At 44.6% G+C, this 21322-nt stretch carries 22 protein-coding genes; 6 read left to right on the plus strand and 16 right to left on the minus strand.

Annotated elements, in window-relative coordinates; genetic code table 11:
* Positions 1–125: 125 nt before the first annotated feature.
* Both ACJMM4_RS02105 and bioB read right to left on the minus strand, forming a co-directional pair.
* Complete coding sequence (locus ACJMM4_RS02105; protein ID WP_405382877.1) at positions 126–389, minus strand: hypothetical protein; 264 nt, start codon at positions 387–389, stop codon at positions 126–128.
* A gap of 296 nt (positions 390–685) precedes the next feature.
* Positions 686–1660, minus strand: a complete 975-nt coding sequence (gene bioB / locus ACJMM4_RS02110; RefSeq protein WP_405380308.1) for a biotin synthase BioB — start codon at positions 1658–1660, stop codon at positions 686–688.
* 230 nt (positions 1661–1890) lie between these two features.
* Here bioB and bioD point away from each other — a divergent pair, with 230 nt between their 5' ends.
* Genes bioD through bioF form a run of 4 tightly spaced genes read left to right on the plus strand, consistent with a single transcriptional unit; the run spans position 1891 to position 6311 of the window.
* Positions 1891–2574, plus strand: coding sequence for a dethiobiotin synthase (bioD, locus tag ACJMM4_RS02115; protein ID WP_405380306.1), 684 nt, complete (start codon positions 1891–1893; stop codon positions 2572–2574).
* An 11-nt stretch (positions 2575–2585) separates the two neighbouring features.
* Positions 2586–3938, plus strand: a complete 1353-nt coding sequence (gene bioA, locus ACJMM4_RS02120; RefSeq protein WP_405382878.1) for an adenosylmethionine--8-amino-7-oxononanoate transaminase — start codon at positions 2586–2588, stop codon at positions 3936–3938.
* Positions 3938–4423 carry a hypothetical protein gene (locus ACJMM4_RS02125; RefSeq protein ID WP_405380302.1) on the plus strand — a complete coding sequence of 162 codons (486 nt, stop codon included), beginning with the start codon at positions 3938–3940 and terminating at the stop codon, positions 4421–4423. Before bioA ends, ACJMM4_RS02125 begins: the two co-directional genes overlap by 1 nt.
* Positions 4410–6311 carry an 8-amino-7-oxononanoate synthase gene (gene bioF, locus ACJMM4_RS02130; protein ID WP_405380300.1) on the plus strand — a complete coding sequence of 634 codons (1902 nt, stop codon included), beginning with the start codon at positions 4410–4412 and terminating at the stop codon, positions 6309–6311. The genes ACJMM4_RS02125 and bioF overlap by 14 nt, the downstream gene beginning before the upstream one ends.
* 43 nt (positions 6312–6354) lie before the next feature.
* Here bioF and ACJMM4_RS02135 read toward each other — a convergent pair whose 3' ends face one another.
* The 8 genes from ACJMM4_RS02135 to ACJMM4_RS02170 form a co-directional block, all read right to left on the minus strand.
* Positions 6355–6567: a DUF951 domain-containing protein gene (locus ACJMM4_RS02135; RefSeq protein WP_405380298.1), complete on the minus strand. Its 213-nt coding sequence runs from the start codon at positions 6565–6567 to the stop codon at positions 6355–6357.
* Positions 6567–7226: a CBS and ACT domain-containing protein gene (locus tag ACJMM4_RS02140; RefSeq protein ID WP_405380297.1), complete on the minus strand. Its 660-nt coding sequence runs from the start codon at positions 7224–7226 to the stop codon at positions 6567–6569. The genes ACJMM4_RS02135 and ACJMM4_RS02140 overlap by 1 nt, the downstream gene beginning before the upstream one ends.
* A gap of 16 nt (positions 7227–7242) precedes the next feature.
* The gene (locus tag ACJMM4_RS02145) at positions 7243–7947 is read right to left on the minus strand and encodes an ABC transporter ATP-binding protein (protein ID WP_405380295.1); all 705 of its coding nucleotides are present in this window, start codon (positions 7945–7947) and stop codon (positions 7243–7245) included.
* Positions 7947–8720: an ABC transporter ATP-binding protein gene (locus tag ACJMM4_RS02150; protein WP_405380293.1), complete on the minus strand. Its 774-nt coding sequence runs from the start codon at positions 8718–8720 to the stop codon at positions 7947–7949. Before ACJMM4_RS02150 ends, ACJMM4_RS02145 begins: the two co-directional genes overlap by 1 nt.
* Positions 8695–9654 (minus strand): branched-chain amino acid ABC transporter permease, encoded by a 960-nt coding sequence (locus ACJMM4_RS02155; protein ID WP_405380291.1) that lies wholly within the window; start codon positions 9652–9654, stop codon positions 8695–8697. Before ACJMM4_RS02155 ends, ACJMM4_RS02150 begins: the two co-directional genes overlap by 26 nt.
* Positions 9655–9664: 10 nt before the next feature.
* Entirely contained in the window at positions 9665–10555 is an 891-nt protein-coding gene (locus ACJMM4_RS02160; protein ID WP_405382880.1) for a branched-chain amino acid ABC transporter permease, read from the minus strand.
* A gap of 128 nt (positions 10556–10683) precedes the next feature.
* Positions 10684–11865, minus strand: a complete 1182-nt coding sequence (locus tag ACJMM4_RS02165; RefSeq protein ID WP_405380287.1) for an ABC transporter substrate-binding protein — start codon at positions 11863–11865, stop codon at positions 10684–10686.
* Between the two features lie 141 nt (positions 11866–12006).
* Positions 12007–13182, minus strand: a complete 1176-nt coding sequence (locus ACJMM4_RS02170) for an ABC transporter substrate-binding protein (protein ID WP_405380285.1) — start codon at positions 13180–13182, stop codon at positions 12007–12009.
* Between the two features lie 309 nt (positions 13183–13491).
* On the opposite strand from ACJMM4_RS02170, the gene ACJMM4_RS02175 reads away from it, so the two are divergent.
* Complete coding sequence (locus ACJMM4_RS02175) at positions 13492–13905, plus strand: hypothetical protein (protein ID WP_405382882.1); 414 nt, start codon at positions 13492–13494, stop codon at positions 13903–13905.
* Between the two features lie 162 nt (positions 13906–14067).
* Here ACJMM4_RS02175 and ACJMM4_RS02180 read toward each other — a convergent pair whose 3' ends face one another.
* The 6 genes from ACJMM4_RS02180 to trmB all read right to left on the minus strand — a co-directional run bounded on the left by ACJMM4_RS02180 (position 14068) and on the right by trmB (position 21020).
* Entirely contained in the window at positions 14068–14490 is a 423-nt protein-coding gene (locus ACJMM4_RS02180; RefSeq protein ID WP_405380281.1) for a VanZ family protein, read from the minus strand.
* A 13-nt stretch (positions 14491–14503) separates the two neighbouring features.
* Positions 14504–15334 carry a bifunctional 5,10-methylenetetrahydrofolate dehydrogenase/5,10-methenyltetrahydrofolate cyclohydrolase gene (locus tag ACJMM4_RS02185; RefSeq protein ID WP_405380279.1) on the minus strand — a complete coding sequence of 277 codons (831 nt, stop codon included), beginning with the start codon at positions 15332–15334 and terminating at the stop codon, positions 14504–14506.
* A 24-nt stretch (positions 15335–15358) separates the two neighbouring features.
* Positions 15359–17029, minus strand: coding sequence for a formate--tetrahydrofolate ligase (locus tag ACJMM4_RS02190; RefSeq protein WP_405382884.1), 1671 nt, complete (start codon positions 17027–17029; stop codon positions 15359–15361).
* Between the two features lie 108 nt (positions 17030–17137).
* Positions 17138–19168, minus strand: coding sequence for a penicillin-binding transpeptidase domain-containing protein (locus tag ACJMM4_RS02195; RefSeq protein WP_405382886.1), 2031 nt, complete (start codon positions 19166–19168; stop codon positions 17138–17140).
* Positions 19165–20367, minus strand: a complete 1203-nt coding sequence (locus ACJMM4_RS02200; protein WP_405382888.1) for an FtsW/RodA/SpoVE family cell cycle protein — start codon at positions 20365–20367, stop codon at positions 19165–19167. The genes ACJMM4_RS02195 and ACJMM4_RS02200 overlap by 4 nt, the downstream gene beginning before the upstream one ends.
* A 14-nt stretch (positions 20368–20381) precedes the next feature.
* Complete coding sequence (trmB, locus tag ACJMM4_RS02205) at positions 20382–21020, minus strand: tRNA (guanosine(46)-N7)-methyltransferase TrmB (protein ID WP_405380271.1); 639 nt, start codon at positions 21018–21020, stop codon at positions 20382–20384.
* A gap of 195 nt (positions 21021–21215) precedes the next feature.
* On the opposite strand from trmB, the gene ACJMM4_RS02210 reads away from it, so the two are divergent.
* On the plus strand, positions 21216–21322 hold a 107-nt coding region (locus tag ACJMM4_RS02210; RefSeq protein WP_405382890.1), incomplete at its 3' end, for a cold-shock protein.

Genomic DNA, 21322 nt, shown 5'->3' on the forward strand with positions numbered 1-21322 from the left:
TGCTACGGAGTGGGCAAACAACCTGCCTAGAAAGTGCTTGGGGTACAAGTCACCCAATGAGTATTTTGATGAATATCTAGACCGCATCTATGCAGCCTAGAGGATTGAAAAAAGTGTGCAACTTGCTATTGCAATTTAGAACTTTTTCTAAACCAATAAAAATTTTCGTTACCTTTAGGTCTAGAAATGCGTTCTTTACCATTGCAAATTCCAAAAGTGATAGCATTCATTTTTAAAACATTATCTCTTGTTACTACTTCTTCAGGATATGCATCGAAATTTAATTTTTTAAAAGCATCCTGTACACCTTTGCCAGCCAACTTAATAGCAAAAGCACTGTTAGCGACCATCATGATTACACTGAAAATTAACAAAATTTTTCTAATCATAGTATCCCTCCTACAAAATATAGCATTTGCGAGCAACTCATCCAATTATGATTATAACCTATTCCATATCAATTGCAATAATAAATTGTAGGATTATATTCCATCCCTAAACATTTTGTATTTTCATCCTTAAACATTTATTGTTTTTATCCCTAATTCGTAACTTCATCCTGAAACTTTTTCCATCCTCAGCTTACTAAGCACACAAACCATAGTTAGACTGTTAATAAAACGAAAAGGAGCCCTCCGTAGAGCCCCCCTTAGTACTGATATGAAATTAGCCACAAAACACAAATTTATCTTTCGTATTCCGGTTTAATATCCCTCCCCATGGCTTGCAACATGGCCTTGTCTCTGGCAATGGTGGAGCCGGAAGTAGTGAGCATATTGCCGGTAATAGTAGCACTGGCGCCACTTTTAAAAGCAGCTTCGCCATTATTGGTCAGCAAACCACGGCCTGCAGCCAAACGAATATTGGCAGTGGGGTTAATGTAGCGGAAGAAAGCAACAGTACGCAGAATATCCTCCTCTTGCAAAGTGGGCAAATTTTCCAAAGGCGTACCTTTAATCGGCATCAACGCATTAATAGGAATGGAAGTAATTCCCAGTTCAGCCAAACTGATTGCCATGTCTAGACGGTCATCCCAACTTTCGCCCATGCCGATAATGCCACCGCTGCAAACGCAAAAGCCTGCTGCTTGCGCCAATTTGATGGATTCAATTTTGTCATCATAGGTATGGGTAGTACAAATCTGCGGAAAGTAACGACGGGAAGTTTCTATATTTTCATGATAGCTTTCCACCCCTGCCAAACGCAATTCCTTAAACTGCTCTTCTGTCAAAAAGCCATGAGAAGCGCATAGGCTTAATTTACATTCCTCTTTCATTTTTTTGTAAGCTGTAATAGCTTTAGTAAAATCGCTATCGTTTAAACCACGACCTGCAGTTACAATAGCAAATCGATTTACACCTTCGCTTTCATTAGCCAATGCTTCTTTAAGAATAGCTTCCGTACTCATAAAAGGATAGACATCCACCCCTGTGCAGTTATGAGCTGATTGCGCACAATATTTGCAGTTTTCACTGCAACGACCGCTTTTGCCGTTGATGATAGTACACAAATCTACTTTATCACCACAAAAATGTTGGCGAATAGCATCCGCTCCTTTACACAGCTCTTGCAAATCACAAGTAAGGAATACTTGGAGATCATCCTTTCTCGTTAACCTTCTGCCATTAATAATTTCTTGCGCCAATATTTTGATATCCATAATAACGCCTCTTTCTCATCCTTCTGCATATTTTCAAAGTAACGTTAGCGCATCGCTTACGTTAACCAAGATTATAGCAAATAGTTAACCATAAAGCAAGCTTTTGTTAACCCAAATCATTCTCGAGGTTGACTAAAGCTGTTTAAAGTATTATACTTGTGGCATATCGTTAACCAATACAAACAGTGTAGTTAACAATTGTCTAAAAACAATCATTGTGGAGGTAGATTATGGCTAAAGCTCTTTTTATTACGGCAACAGGCACGGATGTAGGCAAAACCTATGTAACCGGACTCATTATAAAAAAACTTCGGGAAGCAGGTTATAATGCAGGCTACTACAAGGCAGCTCTCAGCGGAGCAGAATTACAGGCAGATGGCAGCCTGCTACCGGGAGATGCTGTCCAAGTAGCTACCATGGCTAAACTCCCTGCAAACGCAGAGGATTTGGTATCTTATATTTATCAAGAACCCCTTTCTCCCCATTTGGCAGCACAAAGAGAAGGCACCCCTGTGGAAATGAGCAAGATTGTAGAAGATTTTGCTAAAGCACAAAGACAATACGACCTAGTTACCATGGAAGGCAGTGGCGGTATAATTTGCCCCCTTCGCTGGGACGAAAAACATATCCTCTTGGAAGATATTATTCAAGAACTGGGCTTAGGCGTCCTTGTAGTTGCATCTAGCACATTGGGCTCTATTAACGCCTGCGTACTAACCACAACTTACCTAAAACTACGTGGCATCCCCATTCGCGGTATCATTCTCAACAAATTTAATCCTCATGACTTTATGGAGCAGGATAATAAGCAAATGATAGCCCAACTTACAGGAGTACCCATTGTAGCCGAAGTTAGGAAAGGCGCTCAAAACATCGACATCAATATGGACGTATTATTGAAAATGTATAAATAAAGGAGCTTATCATGAATAAGATTGCAGATTTACAAAAACGTGACTTGGAGCACATTTGGCATCCCTGCTCCCAAATGAAAGATTACGAAACACTACCGCCAATCGTCATCACAAGAGGTAAAGGACCCTATCTTTACAGCGCGGACGGCAAAGTATATTTGGATATCATCAGCAGCTGGTGGGCGAATCTTTTGGGCCACGCCAACCCTAAAATCAACGCTGCCATTACAGAACAGCTTCAAGAATTAGAGCATGTTATCTTTGTTAATTTTACTCACGAACCTGCTATCCGCCTTGGAGAAGAATTAGTAAAAATCCTGCCCCTAGGCTTGAATAAGATTAATTTTGCAGATAACGGCTCCTCTTCTGTGGAAATTTCCCTAAAAATGGCTTTTCAATACCAATTACAAACAGGACATCCTGAGAAAAACCGTTTTATGTGCCTTAGTGAAGGCTATCACGGTGAAACTATAGGCGCACTTTCCGTAGGTAGTATGGATTTGTTTTCCCAAATGTACAAACCCATGATGATGAATAATATTCATATCCAGGCACCCGACTGCTACCGCTGTCCTTTGGGAGAAAGCAGAGACAGCTGTTCTTGCCAATGCTTTAAATATGCGGAGGAAGCTTTCGCCAAGCACGCCCAGGAAACAGCAGCTATTATTGTGGAGCCCATTGTCCAAGGATGTGCCGGTATGCGCATTTATCCGCCACTATATCTGCAAAAATTGCGCAAACTTTGTGATACTTACAATGTCCTTTTAATTGCCGATGAAATTGCTACCGGTTTCGGGCGCACAGGAAAAATGTTTGCCTGCGACCATGCAGCCATCACCCCTGATTTAATGTGTATAAGTAAAGCCCTTACCGGTGGTTATCTTCCTATGGCGCTTGTATGTACCACAGATGCAATTTATCAAGCTTTTTACGATGACTACAATAAGGGTAAAGCCTTTATGCATAGTCACACCTATGCAGGCAACCCTATTGGTTGCGCCACCGCCCTTGCCGTTTTAAAAATTATGCAAGAAGAAAATATTCTAGCCTCCGCTGCTAAAAAGGCTGTTTACTTCCATGCAGCCTTGCAGGATGCTTTCGGCGCACATAAAAATATCGGCGAAATCCGCCATATAGGCCTTATTAACGCCTTAGAATTAGTTACGGATAAAGAGCGGAAGCTAGGTTTTGCACCCCAACTCCGCATAGGTTATGAAATATACAAAAAGGCACTAACTCACGGACTGCTTCTCCGCCCTCTTGGTAATGTAATTTACTTCAACCCCATGCTAAATATTGAAAAAGATGATTTAGACAAAGCTGTTGCCCTTGCCAAATTATCCGTAAAGGAAGTGTTGGGCTAATGCGCAATTTAACAAATACTGCTCTATTAAGCGTCATTATCCTGCTCACAGGCACCCTCAAACTTCCCAGCCCCTTCCCCGGCGGAGAGTTCCAATTATCCGCCCCCATTGCCGTGCTTATTTGCGCTCTCTTTGGTTGGAAGCGTTATTTTCTAGCAGGACTAGTTGCCAGTCTTTTAGGCCTACTACTTGGCCTGCACAATCCCTACAGCGTATTAATACAAATTGCTTTCCGCGCTATTGTAGCTAGCGTTATAGCTTTAGGAGGAGTAAATCTGCTTACCCTGTCCCTTAGCGGTCCTTTAGGAACCCTCTTTGCTCGCTTGCTGGTAGCGCAAGTTACAGGAGTTAATTGGAACATCTTAGCAATTGCTGCCCTACCAGGGATGATCTTTACAGGGTTAGTGGTAATCCTAGCTTACAAACCTGTGCAAAGACTTTTAGGCATCGTCCAAAAAGGAGGAAGCTACCATGCTACAGTATAGTATAAAAATGCGTGCTTCTAAACTGGGTAAGCATATTAGCGGAGCAGAACGCATTATAGAAGCTAAAGAAATAGCACCCACTTTAGGAAATCTTGCTCACAGAGCTTTGCACCATGATTTGGGACAGGCAGATTTTATTAATTTCAAAGTAGAAGCCATCGCCCCCCAAACAATCCAATACCTGGATGCCCTGCCTGTCAGCAGTCGTCCAAAAAACAGTATTGAAGAAAGCTATAATATTATGGCAAGCTTGCTGCAAGAATTGGGATTAGAAAAACAAAGCAGTCACATTATCTCTTTACTACGCCAAGTAAAGCCTATGCGTGGGGCCATGCTTTATGATATTGCGACCCATCAGACCCTTGAGCCCGACCACGACCGAGGGATCAGAGTAACCTATATGGATGCTGCAGAAGTCCATGGTAACAGTAGTCAGAAAAACCACTTTCAGGAGGCTTTAATCCTTGCAACTAAGGTAGCACATGCACCGGGAATAATTGCGGAATTGTGTATCTCCGATGATCCTAATTACGTAACCGGTTATCTTGCTAGCAAAAAGCATGGCTATGTACGTCTGACACCGCTTAAAGAACTAGGCGATGCCCACGGAGGACGTATCTTTATTTTCGACAGTACCCAGGCCAAGGTTGAGGACTGCATTAACTATCTTGAAAAGCAAAGGATCTTGGTACGCGGTATTCCTTTAGAACGATCGCTGAACCAAGATCCTCAAGAAATTTTTGCAGAAGAATTAGAGCAATTACAAAGAAAAAGCCTGTACCGCAGTACTAAAACCATTAATAGTCCCCAAAGCAAATACGTGGATATGCGGGGGCGCAAACTGCTTTTGCTAGCATCTAACAGCTACCTTGATTTTGCCAATGACCCACGGGTAAAGGACGGAGCAGTTCAAGCCGTACAAGCTTGGGGTGCAGGCAGCGGAGGCAGCAGGCTGACTACCGGCACCAATACTTTGCACGAGCGCCTAGAAGAAAAATTGGCGAAGTTTAAACACACGGAAGCAGCACTGCTGTTCAATACAGGCTACATGGCTAACGTAGGCATTATTTCCGCCCTCTGCCACAAAGACAGCACCATTTTTAGCGATGAATACAATCACGCCAGCATAATTGACGGCTGCCGTTTAAGCGGTGCTCGTATCGTCGTTTATAAGCATAATGATATGGCGGACTTAGAACATCTCCTAGCAACAACAGCCTATAGGAAGGGACTAATTGTTAGTGATGCAGTATTCAGTATGGATGGGGATATTGCCAATTTACCGGCCATTGTCCAATTAGGCAGACGTTATAAACTGCTCACCATGGTTGACGAGGCCCACGCTACAGGTGTTATTGGAGCTACAGGCAGGGGTATTGTAGAACACTATAACAATATTTGCCAACCGGACATCCTTATGGGAACGCTCAGCAAAGCCCTAGGTGCGGAAGGAGGCTATGCTTGTAGCAGTAAAACTATCATTGATTACTTAAAGAATAAAGCACGCAGCTTTATTTTTGCAACCTCCCAAGCCCCTGCCACAGTAGGCGCAGCCCTTGCAGCCTTGGAAATATTAGAAAACGAGCCTGAACCTGTACATCAATTGCAGCATAATGTTACCTTTTTCCTAAAATGCCTACAGCAGAATGGTGTCCAAGCAGAATCCACCACTGCCATCATTCCCATTATCATCGGGGACGAAGCTGCTGCCCTACAGATTGCCGAGGAACTGCAGCAGCAAGGGCTATTCATTCCTGCCATCCGCTATCCCACAGTCCCCAAGGGCACAGCTCGGCTTCGTATTGCGCTCATGTCCACTCATACGGAAGCAGAGCTTGCCCACACCGCCGAACTTATTGCCCAGGCAATAACTAAATATCGTTTCTAATAAAATGAGGCTGTGACCTAGATCACAGCCTCTATTGCACTATTTACTTCTCTACAGCCGTTTCCGCTGTACGCACCACAGCTTTAGCAGCCTTTTCGAACTTAGCACGGGCAAGCATGACGAAATGACCGCAGCCACAGCATTTCATGCCAAAATCCATACCGGTTCTAGTAATCTCCCACTCCGCACTACCGCAGGGATGGGGCTTTTTTGTGCGCACAATATCGCCCACGTGGACCTGGGAAGGGTTCAGCATTATTCCAAACCATCCAAAGTCATAATATCTTCTACAGGATAGCCTGCTTCGCGAATCTTTTCAATAACGTCCATGCCATTATTGTTCAGATTGCAACGAATGGTGATTTCTGCAGTACCATCGTTATTTTGCAGAGCAGCCAAAGAAATAATGTTAACGCCCAAATCACGCATAATGCCGGAAATTTCTGCTACCACGCCAACCTTATCGGGAGCAGTCAGGCTAAAACGCAGGCAGGGACGGTTAACGCCCATGATCTCTACAAAAGCACGGAACATATCGCTACGGGTAATGATACCGATAAGCTTGCCATCCGTACCCAGAACAGGCAGTGCATTCACTCTGCTCTTGTTCATCTTATAAGCAACATACTCAATGGTGTCGTCTTCTTCAACAGTAGAAACATTGCGACCCATTACGTCCTTAACCTTCAAACGGCCTAAGAGGTAGTTTGCCTCATAACGGGACAGGGTGCTGGATTCGCTAGGAGATGCTTTACCAATATCATCAATAGTGATGATACCGCGAATACGTTTAATGTCATCAACTACAGGAAGGCTGATGAGGTTTTTGCCACGCAGAATTTCTCTAGCTTCCAGCATAGATTGGTCTTCGCGTACAGTAACAACATCAGTAGTCATAAAGTCTTTTACTAACATGAAATGACCTCCTTAATTAACCGCCCAAATATGCCTTGCGTACTGCTTCGCTGCTTGCCAGCTCTTGAGCAGTACCGCTCAAGGTAATACGGCCGGTTTCCAGAACATAAGCTTTATCAGCAATGGACAATGCCATATTAGCATTTTGTTCTACCAACAGAATGGTAGTACCGCTAGCATTGATCTCTTTAATTATATTAAAAATTTCTTTAACCAGCAAGGGGGCAAGACCCATGGAGGGTTCATCCAGCAGTAATAATTTTGGACGACTCATCAACGCACGCCCCATAGCCAGCATTTGCTGTTCACCACCGGACAAAGTACCGGAGATTTGGTCCTTACGTTCTAATAAACGAGGGAATTTCTCAAAAACATCTGCCAAATCCTTAGCAATGCCTTCTTTATCATTACGCAGATAAGCACCCAGCTCCAAGTTTTCCATAACGGTCATGTTTGCAAAAACGTGACGACCTTCAGGAACTTGGCACAAGCCCATGCCTACGATTTTATGAGCAGGCACGCCGGCAATATCTTGACCTTCATAAAGGATTTTACCGGTTTTAGGCTTCATCAAGCCGGAGATGGTACGCAGAGTGGTGGATTTGCCTGCGCCGTTAGAGCCAATCAAGGCTACAATCTCGCCATCGGGAACATCCAGGCTGACACCTTTAATGGCGTGGATAGCACCGTAATAGACATTAATATCTTCAACTGTTAACATTAGTTGATTACCTCCTCGCCCAGGTATGCCTCGATAACCCGTTTATTGTTTTTAATTTCTTCCGGAGTGCCTTCTGCAATCTTCATACCGTATTCCAATACGTAGATGCGTTCGCACACGCCCATAACCAGCCCCATATCATGCTCGATCAAGAGAATGCTCAGCTTGAACTCGTTGCGAATCCAACGAATCATTTCCATCAGCTCACGAGTTTCTTGAGGGTTCATGCCTGCAGCAGGCTCGTCCAACAGGAGCAGCTTAGGCTCTGTAGCCAGCGCACGCGCAATCTCCAAACGACGTTGCTTGCCATAGGGCAGGTTTTTAGCTACTTCATTAGCTTCATCTTCCAAATGGAAAATTTTCAACAAGTCCATAGCTTTTTGGGTAATGAATTCTTCTTCATCCAGATATTTTTTATCGCGGATAATAGCATCAACGATGTTATAGGATACGTGCATATTATAAGCGATTTTTACATTGTCGATTACACTCAGCTCAGAGAACAGGCGGATGTTTTGGAAAGTACGTGCCATACCAAGCTGGGTAACTTGATAGGACTTTTTGCCGCTACTCTTAGTGCCATTGAAATAAATAGCGCCCTCGGAAGGGGTATATACACCGGTAATCATGTTGAAAGCGGTAGTTTTGCCGGCACCGTTAGGACCGATGAGTCCAATCAGTTCGCCTTCGTCAATATGCAGGGAAAGGTTGGATACGGCGCGCAAACCGCCGAAAATCATGGATACATTATCTACCTTCAGCAGTTCTGCCATTGCCCTTACCTCCAAACTTAAACATCTTACGGCTCAACTCCTCGCTGCCGAACAAACCTTGAGGACGGTGCAGCATAAGCACGATCATGGTTACGGAATAGATAACCATACGCCATTCAGGATAATCGGACAGATATGCGGAGATGAAAGTCAACAGGGTTGCACCGGTAATAGCACCGGTCATGGAGCCCAGACCGCCCAAAACTACCATGGTCAGAATATCGAAAGAACGCATGAAAGTGAAGGATGCGGGATGAGCCAAGAAGAAGTAATGGCTGAACAGAGCGCCTGCAGTACCTGCAAAGCCTGCGCCCAAAGTGAACGCCATAACTTTATATTTAGTAGTGTTGATACCCATGGTGTCAGCTGCAATTTCGTTCTCACGAATTGCTAAGCAGCAACGACCAAGAGCGGAGTTTTTGAAGTTCTTAATAAAGAAAATGATAGCAATCATAATCCAGAATACATAGGTGAAGGTGGTCATACGGGGAATACCCATCAAACCGGAAGCACCGCCTACATAGTCAATGTTGAGAATGCAGATACGGATAATTTCACCTAAACCCAGAGTAGCGATTGCCAGATAGTCACCATCAAGACGCAGCGTAGGCAAACCAATCAGGAAACCTAAGAAACCTGCACAGATAGTCGCTACAATCAAAGCTAATTCATAAGGCAAACCCAGTTTAACGGTCATAATAGCACTGGTATAAGCACCAACAGCCATAAAACCTGCATGGCCGATGGAGAACTGGCCGGTGTAACCGTTAATAAGGTTCAAGCTGACTGCCAAAATAATATTGATGCAGATCAAAACAATATTCAGTTCCCAGAAGGGACCGATAACTTCTGCAAAAATCAAGCCTTGGACAATGGCAAAAAGAACAGCACAGACAAAGAGTGCTTTTAAATCGTTTTTCTTGGTCGGATTCATAACAAGCACCTCATACTTTCTCACGTACGTTCTTACCTAACAAACCTGCGGGCTTGTAGAGCAGAATCAAAATCAAAATACCAAAAGCTGCAGCATCACGGAAGGTGGAGGACAAGAAGCCGCTAACCATTGCTTCCACAACGCCCAAAATAATGCCGCCGATCATAGCACCGGGGATAATGCCGATACCGCCGAGAACTGCGGCAACGAAAGCTTTCAAACCGGGCATCATACCCATCAGCGGATCGATGGAGTTATAGTAAACGCCAACCAGCACGCCGCCTGCTGCTGCCAATGCACTGCCCAGTGCAAAGGTAGTGGAAATAACGCGGTCGATGTTGATGCCCATCAGACGAGCAGCATCAGCGTCATAGGACACAGCACGCATAGCCTTGCCGGCTTTAGTTTTGTTTACGATGTAAGTAAGCACTGCCATCAAGATGATGGAACTCAAAAGAATTACCAATTGTTGGCTGTTAGCAACCAAAGGTCCGAAATTATACACGGTAGCACTGAATACTGCCGGGAAAGTACGAGGTTGAGGACTAACCAACAAAATCATACCGTACTCTAAGAAGAAGGATACGCCGATAGCGGTAATTAAAATTGCAATACGGGGTGCATTACGCATAGGACGGTAAGCAATACGTTCGATGATAATGCCGGCAACTGCGGCACAAGCCATAGCGAAGATGATGGCTGGAATAAAAGGCATTCCCAGCTGCGTAGTAGCGTAAAAGCCGAAATAAGCGCCCAACATATAAATATCGCCGTGGGCAAAGTTAATCAGCTTGATAATGCCATAGATCATGGTATAACCTAAGGCGATCAACGCGTAGATACTGCCAAGGGATACACCATTGATCAGCTGCTGGAAGAACTGATGCAAAAAGGTCTCCATAATTTTTCCTCCCTAGGGATTTCACTAATTTGCCTAAGCGAGACAGGCTAATTGAAAAACAAAGGCTGTTGTCACACAAAACAACAGCCTCGTTGAGTTGATTGATTAAAGACTAATTGTGCTACCTATCAAGGATTTACTTTAGCTTTGAAGGTTTGAGCGCCATCTTTATGTTCGATGATAACTGCACTCTTAATGGGGTTATGCTGTTCATTGAAGGTTACTTCGCCGGAAACGCCTTTGAAACCTTTAATCTTAGCCATTGCTTCCGCAATCTTAGCGGGTTCTGCAGATTTTGCATCTTCTATTGCTTGAGCAACCAGCATAGTGGAGTCATAAGCCAAAGCAGCAAATACGTCAGGATTTGCACCTTTATTAGCTTTCTTGAACTCTTCTACGAAGTTTTTGTTCAAATCGGATGCGTCATCAGGAGAATACAGGCTGGAGAAGAAGGTGTTGTTCAAAGCAGCTTTGCCTGCGATTTCCGGAAGCTTAGCGCTGTCCCAGCCATCGCCGCCGGCAATAGGAACATTGATGCCCATTTCACGAGCTTGTTTAACAATCAGGCCAACCTCTTGATAGTAGCCGGGAATATAGATAAAGTCAGGAGCTTCTGCTTTAATCTTGGTCAAGGTTGCTTTAAAGTCGGTATCTTTTTGCAGATAAGCTTCTTCAGCGACAATAGCGCCACCGTTCTTTTCAAAATTCTCTTTAAAGAATTGAGTCAGGCCTTTGGAATAATCACTGGTGTTATCAACCAGAATAGCTGCTTTCTTAAGATTTAATTCTTTAGAAACATAGCTAGCCATTACAGTGCCTTGGAACGGATCGATAAAGCAGGTACGGAAGTTGTAAGCTCTAGTCTTACCGGTTTTAGGATCAACAGTTACATCCGGGTTGGTACCCATCGGGGTAATGCCGAGAACTTTCGCGCTATTGTTAATAGCACCTGCAGCAATAACACCGGAAGAAATGTTAGGACCGATAACTGCAACAACTTTGTCCTGAGAAATTAATTTTTGCATACCATTGGTAGATTCGGAGGCTTCGGATTTATTATCTGCTACAACAAGGGACAATTTTTTGCCACCCAGCACACCTTTTTCATTAATCTTTTTCAGTGCCAGGTCAATGCCTGCTTTAGAAGAAATACCGAAAGAAGCACTGCCGCCGGTCATTTCCAGCAAGGCGCCCACTTTAATGGTGTCACCTGCATTTCCGGCTCCCTTAGAACCGCCACAACCGGTCAAAGCGCCCATCATAATAGCGCCTGCTGCCAATACGGAAAACATCTTAGTCATCTTTTTCATGGTTTATTCCCCCTCAGAAATAAAAAATATATATCAGGACCCGCTTAAAAAGCGGACCCATTCTAACTTTAATAAATAAACCTAGGAAAACGGGATACTAAAGAGTTACTGGTATGAAATTTTGCAATGAACTTATTTAAATTACAGAGAAATCTTCTCTTTCAGGTTTGCTACGCCGCCTTCCAAGCTGATGATGCATGCGGGCATAATCGGATTGTGGTTAGCGTCGAAGGTCATCTTGCCGCTAGCAATCGGCAGGTCTTTGGTTTCAGCGATTGCTTTAGCAACCTTGGTGCCGTCGGTGCTGTTAGCGCGTTTCATAGCGTCGAACAGCACCAAACCTGCGTTATAGCCTTGCAGAGCGAAGATATCAGGATCTTTTTGATATTTAGCTTTGTAATCAGCAATGAATTTTTGCACGGAAGGATCCTTGTCTTGTGCGGAGAAAGCACTTACATAGTAGCAGTCTTTCAGAGCATCTTTGCCGGCGATTTCAGCCAGTTTTGGGGATTCCCAACCATCGCTACCCAGCAGCGGGCAGGTGATGCCGATTTCACGAGCTTGTTTAATGATCTTGGATACTTCTTCATAGTAACCGGGAACATAGATTGCTTCCGGGTTGGTAGCTTTAATCTTGGTCAAAGCGGACTTGAAGTCCATATCTTTGCTCAGGAATGCTTCTTTAATAACTACTTTGCCGCCTTTGCCTTCCAAAGTTTCTTGGAATACTTGAGCCAAGCCTTTGGAATAGTCGCTGGAAGAATCGAACAGTACAGCTACGTTTTTAACTTTCAAGCTATTGCTAGCGAAGGTTGCCATTACTTGGCCTTGGAACGGATCGATGAAGCAAGCACGGAACATGAATTCACGAACTTTGCCACCGTCCATGGTTACACCGGGAGCAGTAGCGGAAGGTGCAATGTGAGGAATCTTGTTAGCTGCGGTGATCGGAGCGCCTGCAGCTACGCAACCGCTGGTAGCAGGACCAACAACTGCAACTACTTTATCTTGAGTAACCAGTTTGGTAATGGAGTTACCGGATTCGGAAGGCTCGGATTTGTTATCACTTTCAACAACTGCGATTTTTTTGCCGAGAACGCCGCCCTTTTGGTTAGCTTCGTCAGCTGCCATTTTGAAACCGGACAGGATGGATTTACCATAGTTAGCAACGTTACCGGTCAATTCGAAGGATGCGCCAACCTTAATGGTGTCGCCTGCGTCAGCAGCTTTCTTTTTGTCTCCACCGCAACCGCTCAGTACGGATGCGAATACCATTGCAGCAAGTGCAGCAGTGGCTACTTTTTTCCATTTTTTCATTTTAAAGTCTCCTCTTTCCCTTATTTAAAAAGTCATTACCAGGTGCCTATTCTACTTCGGTCCACCTAATAACTTATGGTACTCATTATAGCTACTAAGTCATACTTTTGTCAACTTTATTTTTCATGTTTATTGTATACTTACCGATAACGGTATAAAAATGCTACATTTTTTATTACTTTTCATATTTTGTATACACGGAATAGAGTTTTGTATATAATAGCAGTATTTATATTTTGGATGTCTACTTTTGCACAATACGTTCAAATAGTGTATAATGAAATGTATTCTATTTTCGAGGTAAAACATATGAATTTTATTCCTTTATTCTTTTTATGCGTGCGCATGTTCCACTTCATCCACGCCCATAGAATTGTTTACTTTCTCCAAAAATTTTCCCAAATGTTGGAAGACAAACGCCGTCATCCGGAGCGACGCCAAATCATCCTAATCGATAGCAGCGCCTCTATTTTTGTTGTTTATCTTCTTTGCGATATATCTTTCCTCTTATACTGTATGTACTTGATGTTCCATGATGATACGTGGACTCCCGGTTTTTTACTACTGATCATTGCAGCTATGGAATCCGCAGCCATCCACCTGCGTATTTCAGGCACCTACGATGAAGATGAGGAAGGCTTTGTTTATCCCCGCACCTGGTTCCGCTATCTAACCTTCGGTGAGAGCATGTTCATCCTGCTGCGCCTGTTCGAAGGAGCATAAATATAAAAACAAGAGAATATTTGTCACCATGACTGCCTGCAACCGCAGGCAGTCATTTTTATTATCAGTATTTTTTTATATCCTAGCTAACACAAAAGCAGCCCAGTTCGGCGTACTACCGAACTGGGCTGCTCGCATTTTGCATATTAAACTAAAGCGTCCTTATTTACTCCACTGCAGCACTCTATATGCCAACCATGCGCAGAAAGCACCGCTAAAATCCAAGAGTACATCCCGCACTTGGGAAGAACGCCCGGGGGTAAAAAACTGCACGTATTCATCTGCCACTGCTGTAAACAAGCAGAACAACAAAATGTAGCCTGTGGCAGTGCGGTTCCCCACATGGAATGCAGCGAAAGTGCAGCACCACAGCCCTCCCAAAATGGCGAACTCACAAAAATGTGCCAGTTTACGGAGGCTGTGCTCCACATTACCATCCAAACGAATATCCAAAGCGTTGGCAATACCGCTGATTAAATCAGCAGCCTCACTACTCATCTTGCCGGAAACGGACATATCCAAAGAGGAGTTAAACAGGATAAAACAGGTAAAAACCACCACCAAAAGCAGTAGTAAATATCTCATAAGCCACCTTACTTTACAGGTTACGAGTCAGGCATTCCATTACCATCATGTTGCTAACTACACCAATGCCACCGGGAACAGGGGTGAAAGCAGAAGCTTTTTCTGCCACTGCAGGATCCACATCGCCCACCAACTTGCCATCAACAGCATTAATGCCAACGTCCACAATGACTACGCCCTCTTTAACCATATCCGGTTGTACAAAGCAGGGTTTGCCAACAGCAGCTACGATAACATCTGCAGTTTTCAACAACTCTGGCAGATTGCGGGTACGGGAATGGCATACGGTAACAGTTGCATTCTTATTCAAAAGCAACACAGACACAGGTTTGCCTACCACATTGCTACGACCGATAACAACAACATTCTTGCCTTCCAGCTCAATGCCATAGTGAGCCAATGTCGCCATGCAGGCACGAGGAGTACAGGCAGCCCAAGGACTGCGTCCCATAAACACATCGCCTGCGTTAATAGGATTCAAGCAATCCACGTCTTTATTCGCAGAAACAGCTGCACCTACAGCATCGCCGTTAATGTGCTTAGGCATGGGCATCATAGGCAGAATGCCGGTTACATAACGGTTACGGTTTAACTTTTTAATTACGCCGATAACCTTTTCTTCATCACTATCAGCAGGCAACATAATAACTTTAGCTGCACCGCCCAAGCTTTCGATTAACTTTACTAACCTGTCCTTATAAACATGGGAAGCAGGGTCATCGCCTACTACCACAATAGCCAAAGTTACGGTCAGGCCATGCTCTTTAGCAGCAGTAATCTTCTTTGTAATAGCCTCACGATAAACATCGGCAACAGGTTTTCCCCTCATTAAAACAGTTTCCATTCTTAATTCACCTCTAGATTTATCTTAGAACAAACCGCTGATAACGCCTTCATCGCTAACATCGATTTTTTCTGCAGCGGGAACTTTAGGCAGGCCGGGCATGGTCATAATATCACCGGTAAGTACGACTACAAAGCCTGCGCCTGCAGCAATACGGCAATTCTTAATGGTAATAGTAAAGCCACTGGGACGACCTAAGAGAGCAGGATCATCGGAGAAGGAGTATTGAGTCTTCGCCATGCAGATGGGCAGATGACCGTAGTCCATAGCTTCAAACTCTTTCAATGCCTTATCCGCATCCTTGCTGTAGTTAACGCCATCAGCACCGTAGATTTCCTTAGCAATGGTTTCGATTTTTGCTTTCAAAGGCATATCCAGATCGTAGATAGGTTTGAAATCTGCTTTGCCGCTTTCAGCCAAAGCTACTACTTCTTGAGCCAGCTCGATACCACCATCGCCACCTTTAGCGAAGACGTCGGACAGCGCAACATTTACACCGTGTTTAGCGCAATGTTCGCGTACAGCTTCCAGTTCTTCCGGAGTGTCTTGGGCAAAGATATTAATAGCAACTACACTGGGAACGCCGAATTTCTTAACGTTCTCAATATGTTTCTCCAAGTTGCACAGGCCCTTCTTCACAGCCTCTACATTAGGAGTCTTCAAATCGGTTTTCGGCACACCGCCGTGCATCTTCAAAGCGCGGACAGTTGCTACAATAACAACTGCATCCGGTTTCAGACCTGCATAACGGCATTTAATATCGAAGAATTTTTCTGCGCCTAAGTCTGCACCAAAACCGGCTTCAGTAATGGTGTAGTCTGCAACCTTCATAGCGGTCTGGGTAGCCATAACGCTGTTGCAGCCATGGGCGATGTTTGCGAAAGGACCGCCATGGATAATCGCAGGTACATTTTCCAAAGTTTGTACCAAGTTAGGCTTAATAGCATCTTTCAGCAAAGCAGCCATAGCGCCGTGTGCTTTGATTTGACCTGCAGTTACAGGCTTGCCTTCGTAATCATAAGCAACAATAATACGGCTCAGGCGCTCTTTTAAATCATGCAAATCTTTAGCCAAGCAAAGAATTGCCATAACTTCGGAAGCAACGGTGATATCAAAACCATCTTGACGCGGCACGCCATGAGCCTTACCACCCAAGCCAACTACGATATTGCGCAGTTCGCGGTCATTCATATCTACAACACGTTTCCAGCAAATACGGCGCGGATCGATATTCAGGGCATTGCCTTGTTGGATATGGTTATCCAGCATCGCGGAAAGCAGCATGTGGGCAGAAGTAATAGCATGGAAGTCACCGGTAAAATGCAGGTTGATATCTTCCATAGGTACTACTTGGGAATAACCGCCGCCGGCAGCGCCGCCTTTGATACCCATGCAAGGACCCAAGGAGGGTTCGCGCAGAGCTACGATAACTTTCTTGCCAATTTTGTGCAAGCTTTGTGCCAGACCAACGGTGGTGGTGGATTTACCTTCACCTGCAGGGGTTGGGGTAATAGCAGTAACCAAAATCAGCTTGCCGGAAGGCTTATCAGCCATACGGCGGATTAAGTCCATGGACAACTTAGCTTTATAGCGGCCATATAATTCCAGATCATCCTCGCTGATGCCGATTTTAGCAGCAACATCGGTAATCTTTTCCATTTTGGCTTGTTGAGCAATTTCAATATCAGATAACATTTTCTTCCTCCTTTAGTGCATACGGCAAAAGAATAAAAACCTATCTTGTACAGTTCTCCCCTAGATTGCTATTTTCCTGCTAACGGACAACCGCAGATTATGTATACATTAATTAAACCAAATTTCTACAGTGGCACCCTCGTCAACTTCCACCCCTGCAGGCGGTCGCTGTTGGTAAGCATGACCACTGCCATAGGGTTTCAGCCGCAAACGCCCCTGCTGCAACAATTCCGCTGCCAATCGCATATCAATACCTTTAAAATCAGGTAATTTCACCTTACCATTAGGCAAAAGCTGTATCTGTGGCGTAGGTTTAGTTTTGACGTTCTCCTTCGCCCCCATAGCATGCATTTCTTCAAAGGAAGGTAAGCCTTCACTATCGGCTGGCTGAATACCCTTGGCTACCAGAATCTGCTGCAGTGTATCGCGGAAAATAGGAGCGCTTACTTGGGAGCCGTAAAAAGCACCTTGAGGTGTGTCCAGCATAACCAGCATAGCATAACGTGGCTTATCCGCAGGAACAAAGCCTACGAAGGAAGCAATATACTGTCCGGCAGCATAACCACCGCCTTCAGCCAATTTTTCCGCCGTACCGGTCTTGCCGGCAATGCGATATCCTTTAATAGCAGCAGTCTTACCACCGCCTTCGCTAACGACCTTTTCCATCATGGCACGCATCTGGGCAGCCACCTGTGGCGTAATCACGTTACGCACTACTTCCTTCTGCCCTTCCTTAATAATGGTACCATCGGGAGCAACAATCTTTTTAACAATATATGGTTTAAGCAGTTCGCCACCATTAGCTATGGCGCAAATCGCCCGCAGTTCCTGCAACGGTGTAACAGCAATACCTTGGCCGATGGCCATAGTTGCAATATCCGGTTCATACATATCTTGGGCACGATAGAGAATGCCATGTTCTTCACCGGGTAAATCGATACCGGTAGGAGAACCAAAACCGAAGCGTTTAGCATAGTCGATCATCCGCCGTGCCCCCAGCTCCATGCCCAACTGCACCATACCCGTGTTAATAGAGAATTTGATGACAGTGGAAAAAGGCACAGGTCCCATGCCTTCACCATCCCAGTTATGAATAACACGGTCCGCAATGCGGATACTGCCGTTATCTTGGATGATAGTATCAGGTGTAATAACACCTTCCGTAAGCCCCATGCAGCCTACGATGGGTTTAAATACAGAACCGGGCTCGTAAATCATGGAGATGGCTCTATTATTCCAACTATCAGCGCTAAAATCGCCAAAATGATTGGGGTCAAAGGTAGGACGGGATGCCATGCCCAAAATTTCTCCCGTATAGGGATCCATAATGATAGCAGCTGCACCTTTAGCTTTCGTCCGTTGGATGGCATCATCCATTGCATCCTCTAAGACGTACTGCATCTTGCTGTCCAATGTTAAATAAACCGTAGGCAGTTTTTCCTGACGTTTTTGCCCGTTCTGCTCCTCATCCTTCAGCAGACTGCCAAGAATCTGTTGGCCTGCTGCATCCACCATCAGGGAATACTTGGTGTCCTTCCCCTTCAGCACGTCATTAAGCTGGTACTCCAAGCCGCTCAGCCCCACATCATCCGTACCGATGAAGCCAAGAATTTGGGCTGCTGCGCGTTTCTTGGTGTAATAACGTTTGCTTTCCTCCAAAAAGTGTAAGCCTGGCAGCTTGTTATCCTTAATAAGCTTACGTACGTCCTCCACTTCTTTGGGCTCCATAGTACGTTTTAACCAGACAAAACGACCACCGCCTGTAAAGGTAGCGTAAAGTTTATTGGCATCCTGCTTCAGCACCGGTGCTAATAAATCCGCTGCCACACGGCGCACATTCCGCTGGGGATACTTTTTGGCGACTTCGGCACCATCCACCATTCCCTCCGGATCCACGTATAAGGACCCTGTCATAATGCTGACAGCAAGCTCTTCCCCATCACGGTCCACAATACGGCCACGGGGATGCTTCTGCACTAAGTCTGCAGTCAGTTGGGACTCGGACATCCGCTTTAGGGAATCAGCACGGACGATTTGCAACCAGCCTAAGCGGAGGAACACACCTAGAAGCATTAAACCTAAACAGCAAAAAATAAAGCCAAAGCGCTTGCGTCCATTATTTAAGTGGTGTCTTCTCATTGGCTCCACCTCCCGTTACGCACTACGCGCAAATCGTCGCGGCGTTCCTCCGGAGGCACTGCCTCCAATTCCGCCTGCTGTACTTCCCTATCGTATACAGAAAGCAACAAGCCTATGGCGGCCATGGAAAGCACCATGGAACTACCGCCGTAACTGATAAATACCAAAGGTACACCGATAACAGGAAGAATACCGCAAACCATGGCCATATTAGCAACAGCCTGCCCGATAATCAAAAAAGTTACCCCGCTAGCCAATAAAAAGCCTTGGTGGTCGCGGGTACGGGTGGCAATTTTACAAAAAGCACAGCCCATAATCGCAAACAACACCATTACATACGTAGCACCCAGCAAGCCGTTCTCTTGACAGAAAACAGCGAAAGCAAAGTCCGTATGTGCTTCCGGCAGGTAGAAGAATTTGCTGGCGCCATGCCCCCAATGGGTACCTGTAAGCCCGCCGCTACCAATGGCCAGCAAGGATTGCACCATTTGGTAGCCTGTACCTGCCTCATCCAGCCACGGATCTGCCCACACCTTTAAGCGTTCCAAACGGTAGGGAGCAGCAATTGCCAAACCAACTGCTCCTGCCACTGCTCCGCAGCCAACAACAAACACCTCGCCTAAAGGAATCCCGGCGATAATGTACATACCCAGCATAAGGCCGCAAATAATGGCTGCAGTACCCAAGTCAGGCTGTTTGTAGACCAGTAACGCATAAAGTATAGTCATACCAATTGGAATAAGATCATCACCTTTATGAAACAAGCTCACCCTTTTCCCTTTACGCATCATAGTACCTAAAGTACGGGCACAAAGCATGATGACCGACAGCTTAGCAAATTCTGACGGCTGAATGGAAATAGGCCCCAAATATAACCAACGAGAAGCACCTTTAGTAGCAACACCTATAACGTCAACTAAAAACAGCATCCCTACAATAATGACACAGCTGATTAAAGTCCAACTTTTGTTCAGTAAAATTTTGTAGCCAATCCTGCGCACCAGCCACATACCAAATAAGCCTATTAAAGCAAAGATAAAGTAACGCAGTAAAAAATGCATAGGATTGCCAAACATATCTCGCGCCGTTATATAGCTGGCACTGTAGACATTGATGCCTCCGGCAAAAATTAGCAATGCCATCATTGTGTATATTGCTTGGCAGGGATTATCCCATAACCACAAAAAACTTTTCTTCATAAGAATAACCTTACTTAAAATACTACCTCGCAGAAATTAATCGGCGTTCCTAAAGCGCTGAATTTCTGCTCATATTCTGTTTGCACAGCATTTTCATACTCGGAGTGATGCAAATCATAGCTCAAAGCAATAATTTCCAAACCAAACTCTTTGAATTCTTCTACAGAAAAATCAAAGAGCGCGCGGTTATCAGTTTTAAAACGCAGATGACCGCCTTTGCCTAACAGCTGGGCATACTTCGCCAAGAAATTGCGATGGGTCAGACGACGTTTAGCATGGCGTGCTTTCGGCCAAGGATCGGAGAAGTTCAAGTATAACTCCTTGATTTCGCCGGGTTCAAACCAATCCAGCATATTCTCTGCATTGGCACAGATAATACGTACATTATCCAGCTTCTTATCTTTAGCAGCCTTTGCCGGATAATAAGCAATATCATGTTGAGTTTCAATACCGATAAAAGCTTTGTCCGGATTCAGTTCTGCCATGCCAATAGTAAAACGGCCTTTGCCGCAACCAATCTCCAAGCACAAACGCTTACCGGGAAAAACTTCCTGCCAATGGCCTTTAAACTTTTCTAAATCATGCATGAATACATACTCATCCATTACGTCCTTCATAGCTTCTTCAATCCAGGGTTTCTTTCTTAAACGCATAGCATCTACCTCGCTAAAAATTATTTTGTCAGTACCTTTAATTATACAACAGAAATAGACAACTTGGGGACTAATTTAATTTATTATAATTTTCAGAATATTCCTTGCAATTTTGAGATTTTAGTTTTATAATGTAAATAAGCTAAGGATAAAGCTGCAGCCCGAAGCAAATCATAACATTTGGAGTGAATTATCATGTTTCTAATAGGCAAAATAAGATGGTTTCGTGATGACAAGGGCTTTGGTTTTATTGCAAGACGCTGGGGACCTGACATCTATGTCCATTACGCCTCTGTGCAAGC

The sequence above is a fragment of the Phascolarctobacterium sp. genome, from assembly GCF_045124115.1.
Lineage (GTDB): Bacteria > Bacillota > Negativicutes > Acidaminococcales > Acidaminococcaceae > Phascolarctobacterium_A.

Excerpts from the sequence above, each read along its gene's own strand:
- ACJMM4_RS02105 (WP_405382877.1), bottom strand. The coding sequence starts at position 389 with ATGATTAGAAAAATTTTGTTAATTTTCAGTGTAATCATGATGGTCGCT.
- bioB (WP_405380308.1), bottom strand. The coding sequence starts at position 1,660 with ATGGATATCAAAATATTGGCGCAAGAAATTATTAATGGCAGAAGGTTA.
- bioD (WP_405380306.1), top strand. The coding sequence starts at position 1,891 with ATGGCTAAAGCTCTTTTTATTACGGCAACAGGCACGGATGTAGGCAAA.
- bioA (WP_405382878.1), top strand. The coding sequence starts at position 2,586 with ATGAATAAGATTGCAGATTTACAAAAACGTGACTTGGAGCACATTTGG.
- ACJMM4_RS02125 (WP_405380302.1), top strand. The coding sequence starts at position 3,938 with ATGCGCAATTTAACAAATACTGCTCTATTAAGCGTCATTATCCTGCTC.
- bioF (WP_405380300.1), top strand. The coding sequence starts at position 4,410 with ATGCTACAGTATAGTATAAAAATGCGTGCTTCTAAACTGGGTAAGCAT.
- ACJMM4_RS02135 (WP_405380298.1), bottom strand. The coding sequence starts at position 6,567 with ATGCTGAACCCTTCCCAGGTCCACGTGGGCGATATTGTGCGCACAAAA.
- ACJMM4_RS02140 (WP_405380297.1), bottom strand. The coding sequence starts at position 7,226 with ATGTTAGTAAAAGACTTTATGACTACTGATGTTGTTACTGTACGCGAA.
- ACJMM4_RS02145 (WP_405380295.1), bottom strand. The coding sequence starts at position 7,947 with ATGTTAACAGTTGAAGATATTAATGTCTATTACGGTGCTATCCACGCC.
- ACJMM4_RS02150 (WP_405380293.1), bottom strand. The coding sequence starts at position 8,720 with ATGGCAGAACTGCTGAAGGTAGATAATGTATCCATGATTTTCGGCGGT.
- ACJMM4_RS02155 (WP_405380291.1), bottom strand. The coding sequence starts at position 9,654 with ATGAATCCGACCAAGAAAAACGATTTAAAAGCACTCTTTGTCTGTGCT.
- ACJMM4_RS02160 (WP_405382880.1), bottom strand. The coding sequence starts at position 10,555 with ATGGAGACCTTTTTGCATCAGTTCTTCCAGCAGCTGATCAATGGTGTA.
- ACJMM4_RS02165 (WP_405380287.1), bottom strand. The coding sequence starts at position 11,865 with ATGAAAAAGATGACTAAGATGTTTTCCGTATTGGCAGCAGGCGCTATT.
- ACJMM4_RS02170 (WP_405380285.1), bottom strand. The coding sequence starts at position 13,182 with ATGAAAAAATGGAAAAAAGTAGCCACTGCTGCACTTGCTGCAATGGTA.
- ACJMM4_RS02175 (WP_405382882.1), top strand. The coding sequence starts at position 13,492 with ATGAATTTTATTCCTTTATTCTTTTTATGCGTGCGCATGTTCCACTTC.
- ACJMM4_RS02180 (WP_405380281.1), bottom strand. The coding sequence starts at position 14,490 with ATGAGATATTTACTACTGCTTTTGGTGGTGGTTTTTACCTGTTTTATC.
- ACJMM4_RS02185 (WP_405380279.1), bottom strand. The coding sequence starts at position 15,334 with ATGGAAACTGTTTTAATGAGGGGAAAACCTGTTGCCGATGTTTATCGT.
- ACJMM4_RS02190 (WP_405382884.1), bottom strand. The coding sequence starts at position 17,029 with ATGTTATCTGATATTGAAATTGCTCAACAAGCCAAAATGGAAAAGATT.
- ACJMM4_RS02195 (WP_405382886.1), bottom strand. The coding sequence starts at position 19,168 with ATGAGAAGACACCACTTAAATAATGGACGCAAGCGCTTTGGCTTTATT.
- ACJMM4_RS02200 (WP_405382888.1), bottom strand. The coding sequence starts at position 20,367 with ATGAAGAAAAGTTTTTTGTGGTTATGGGATAATCCCTGCCAAGCAATA.
- trmB (WP_405380271.1), bottom strand. The coding sequence starts at position 21,020 with ATGCGTTTAAGAAAGAAACCCTGGATTGAAGAAGCTATGAAGGACGTA.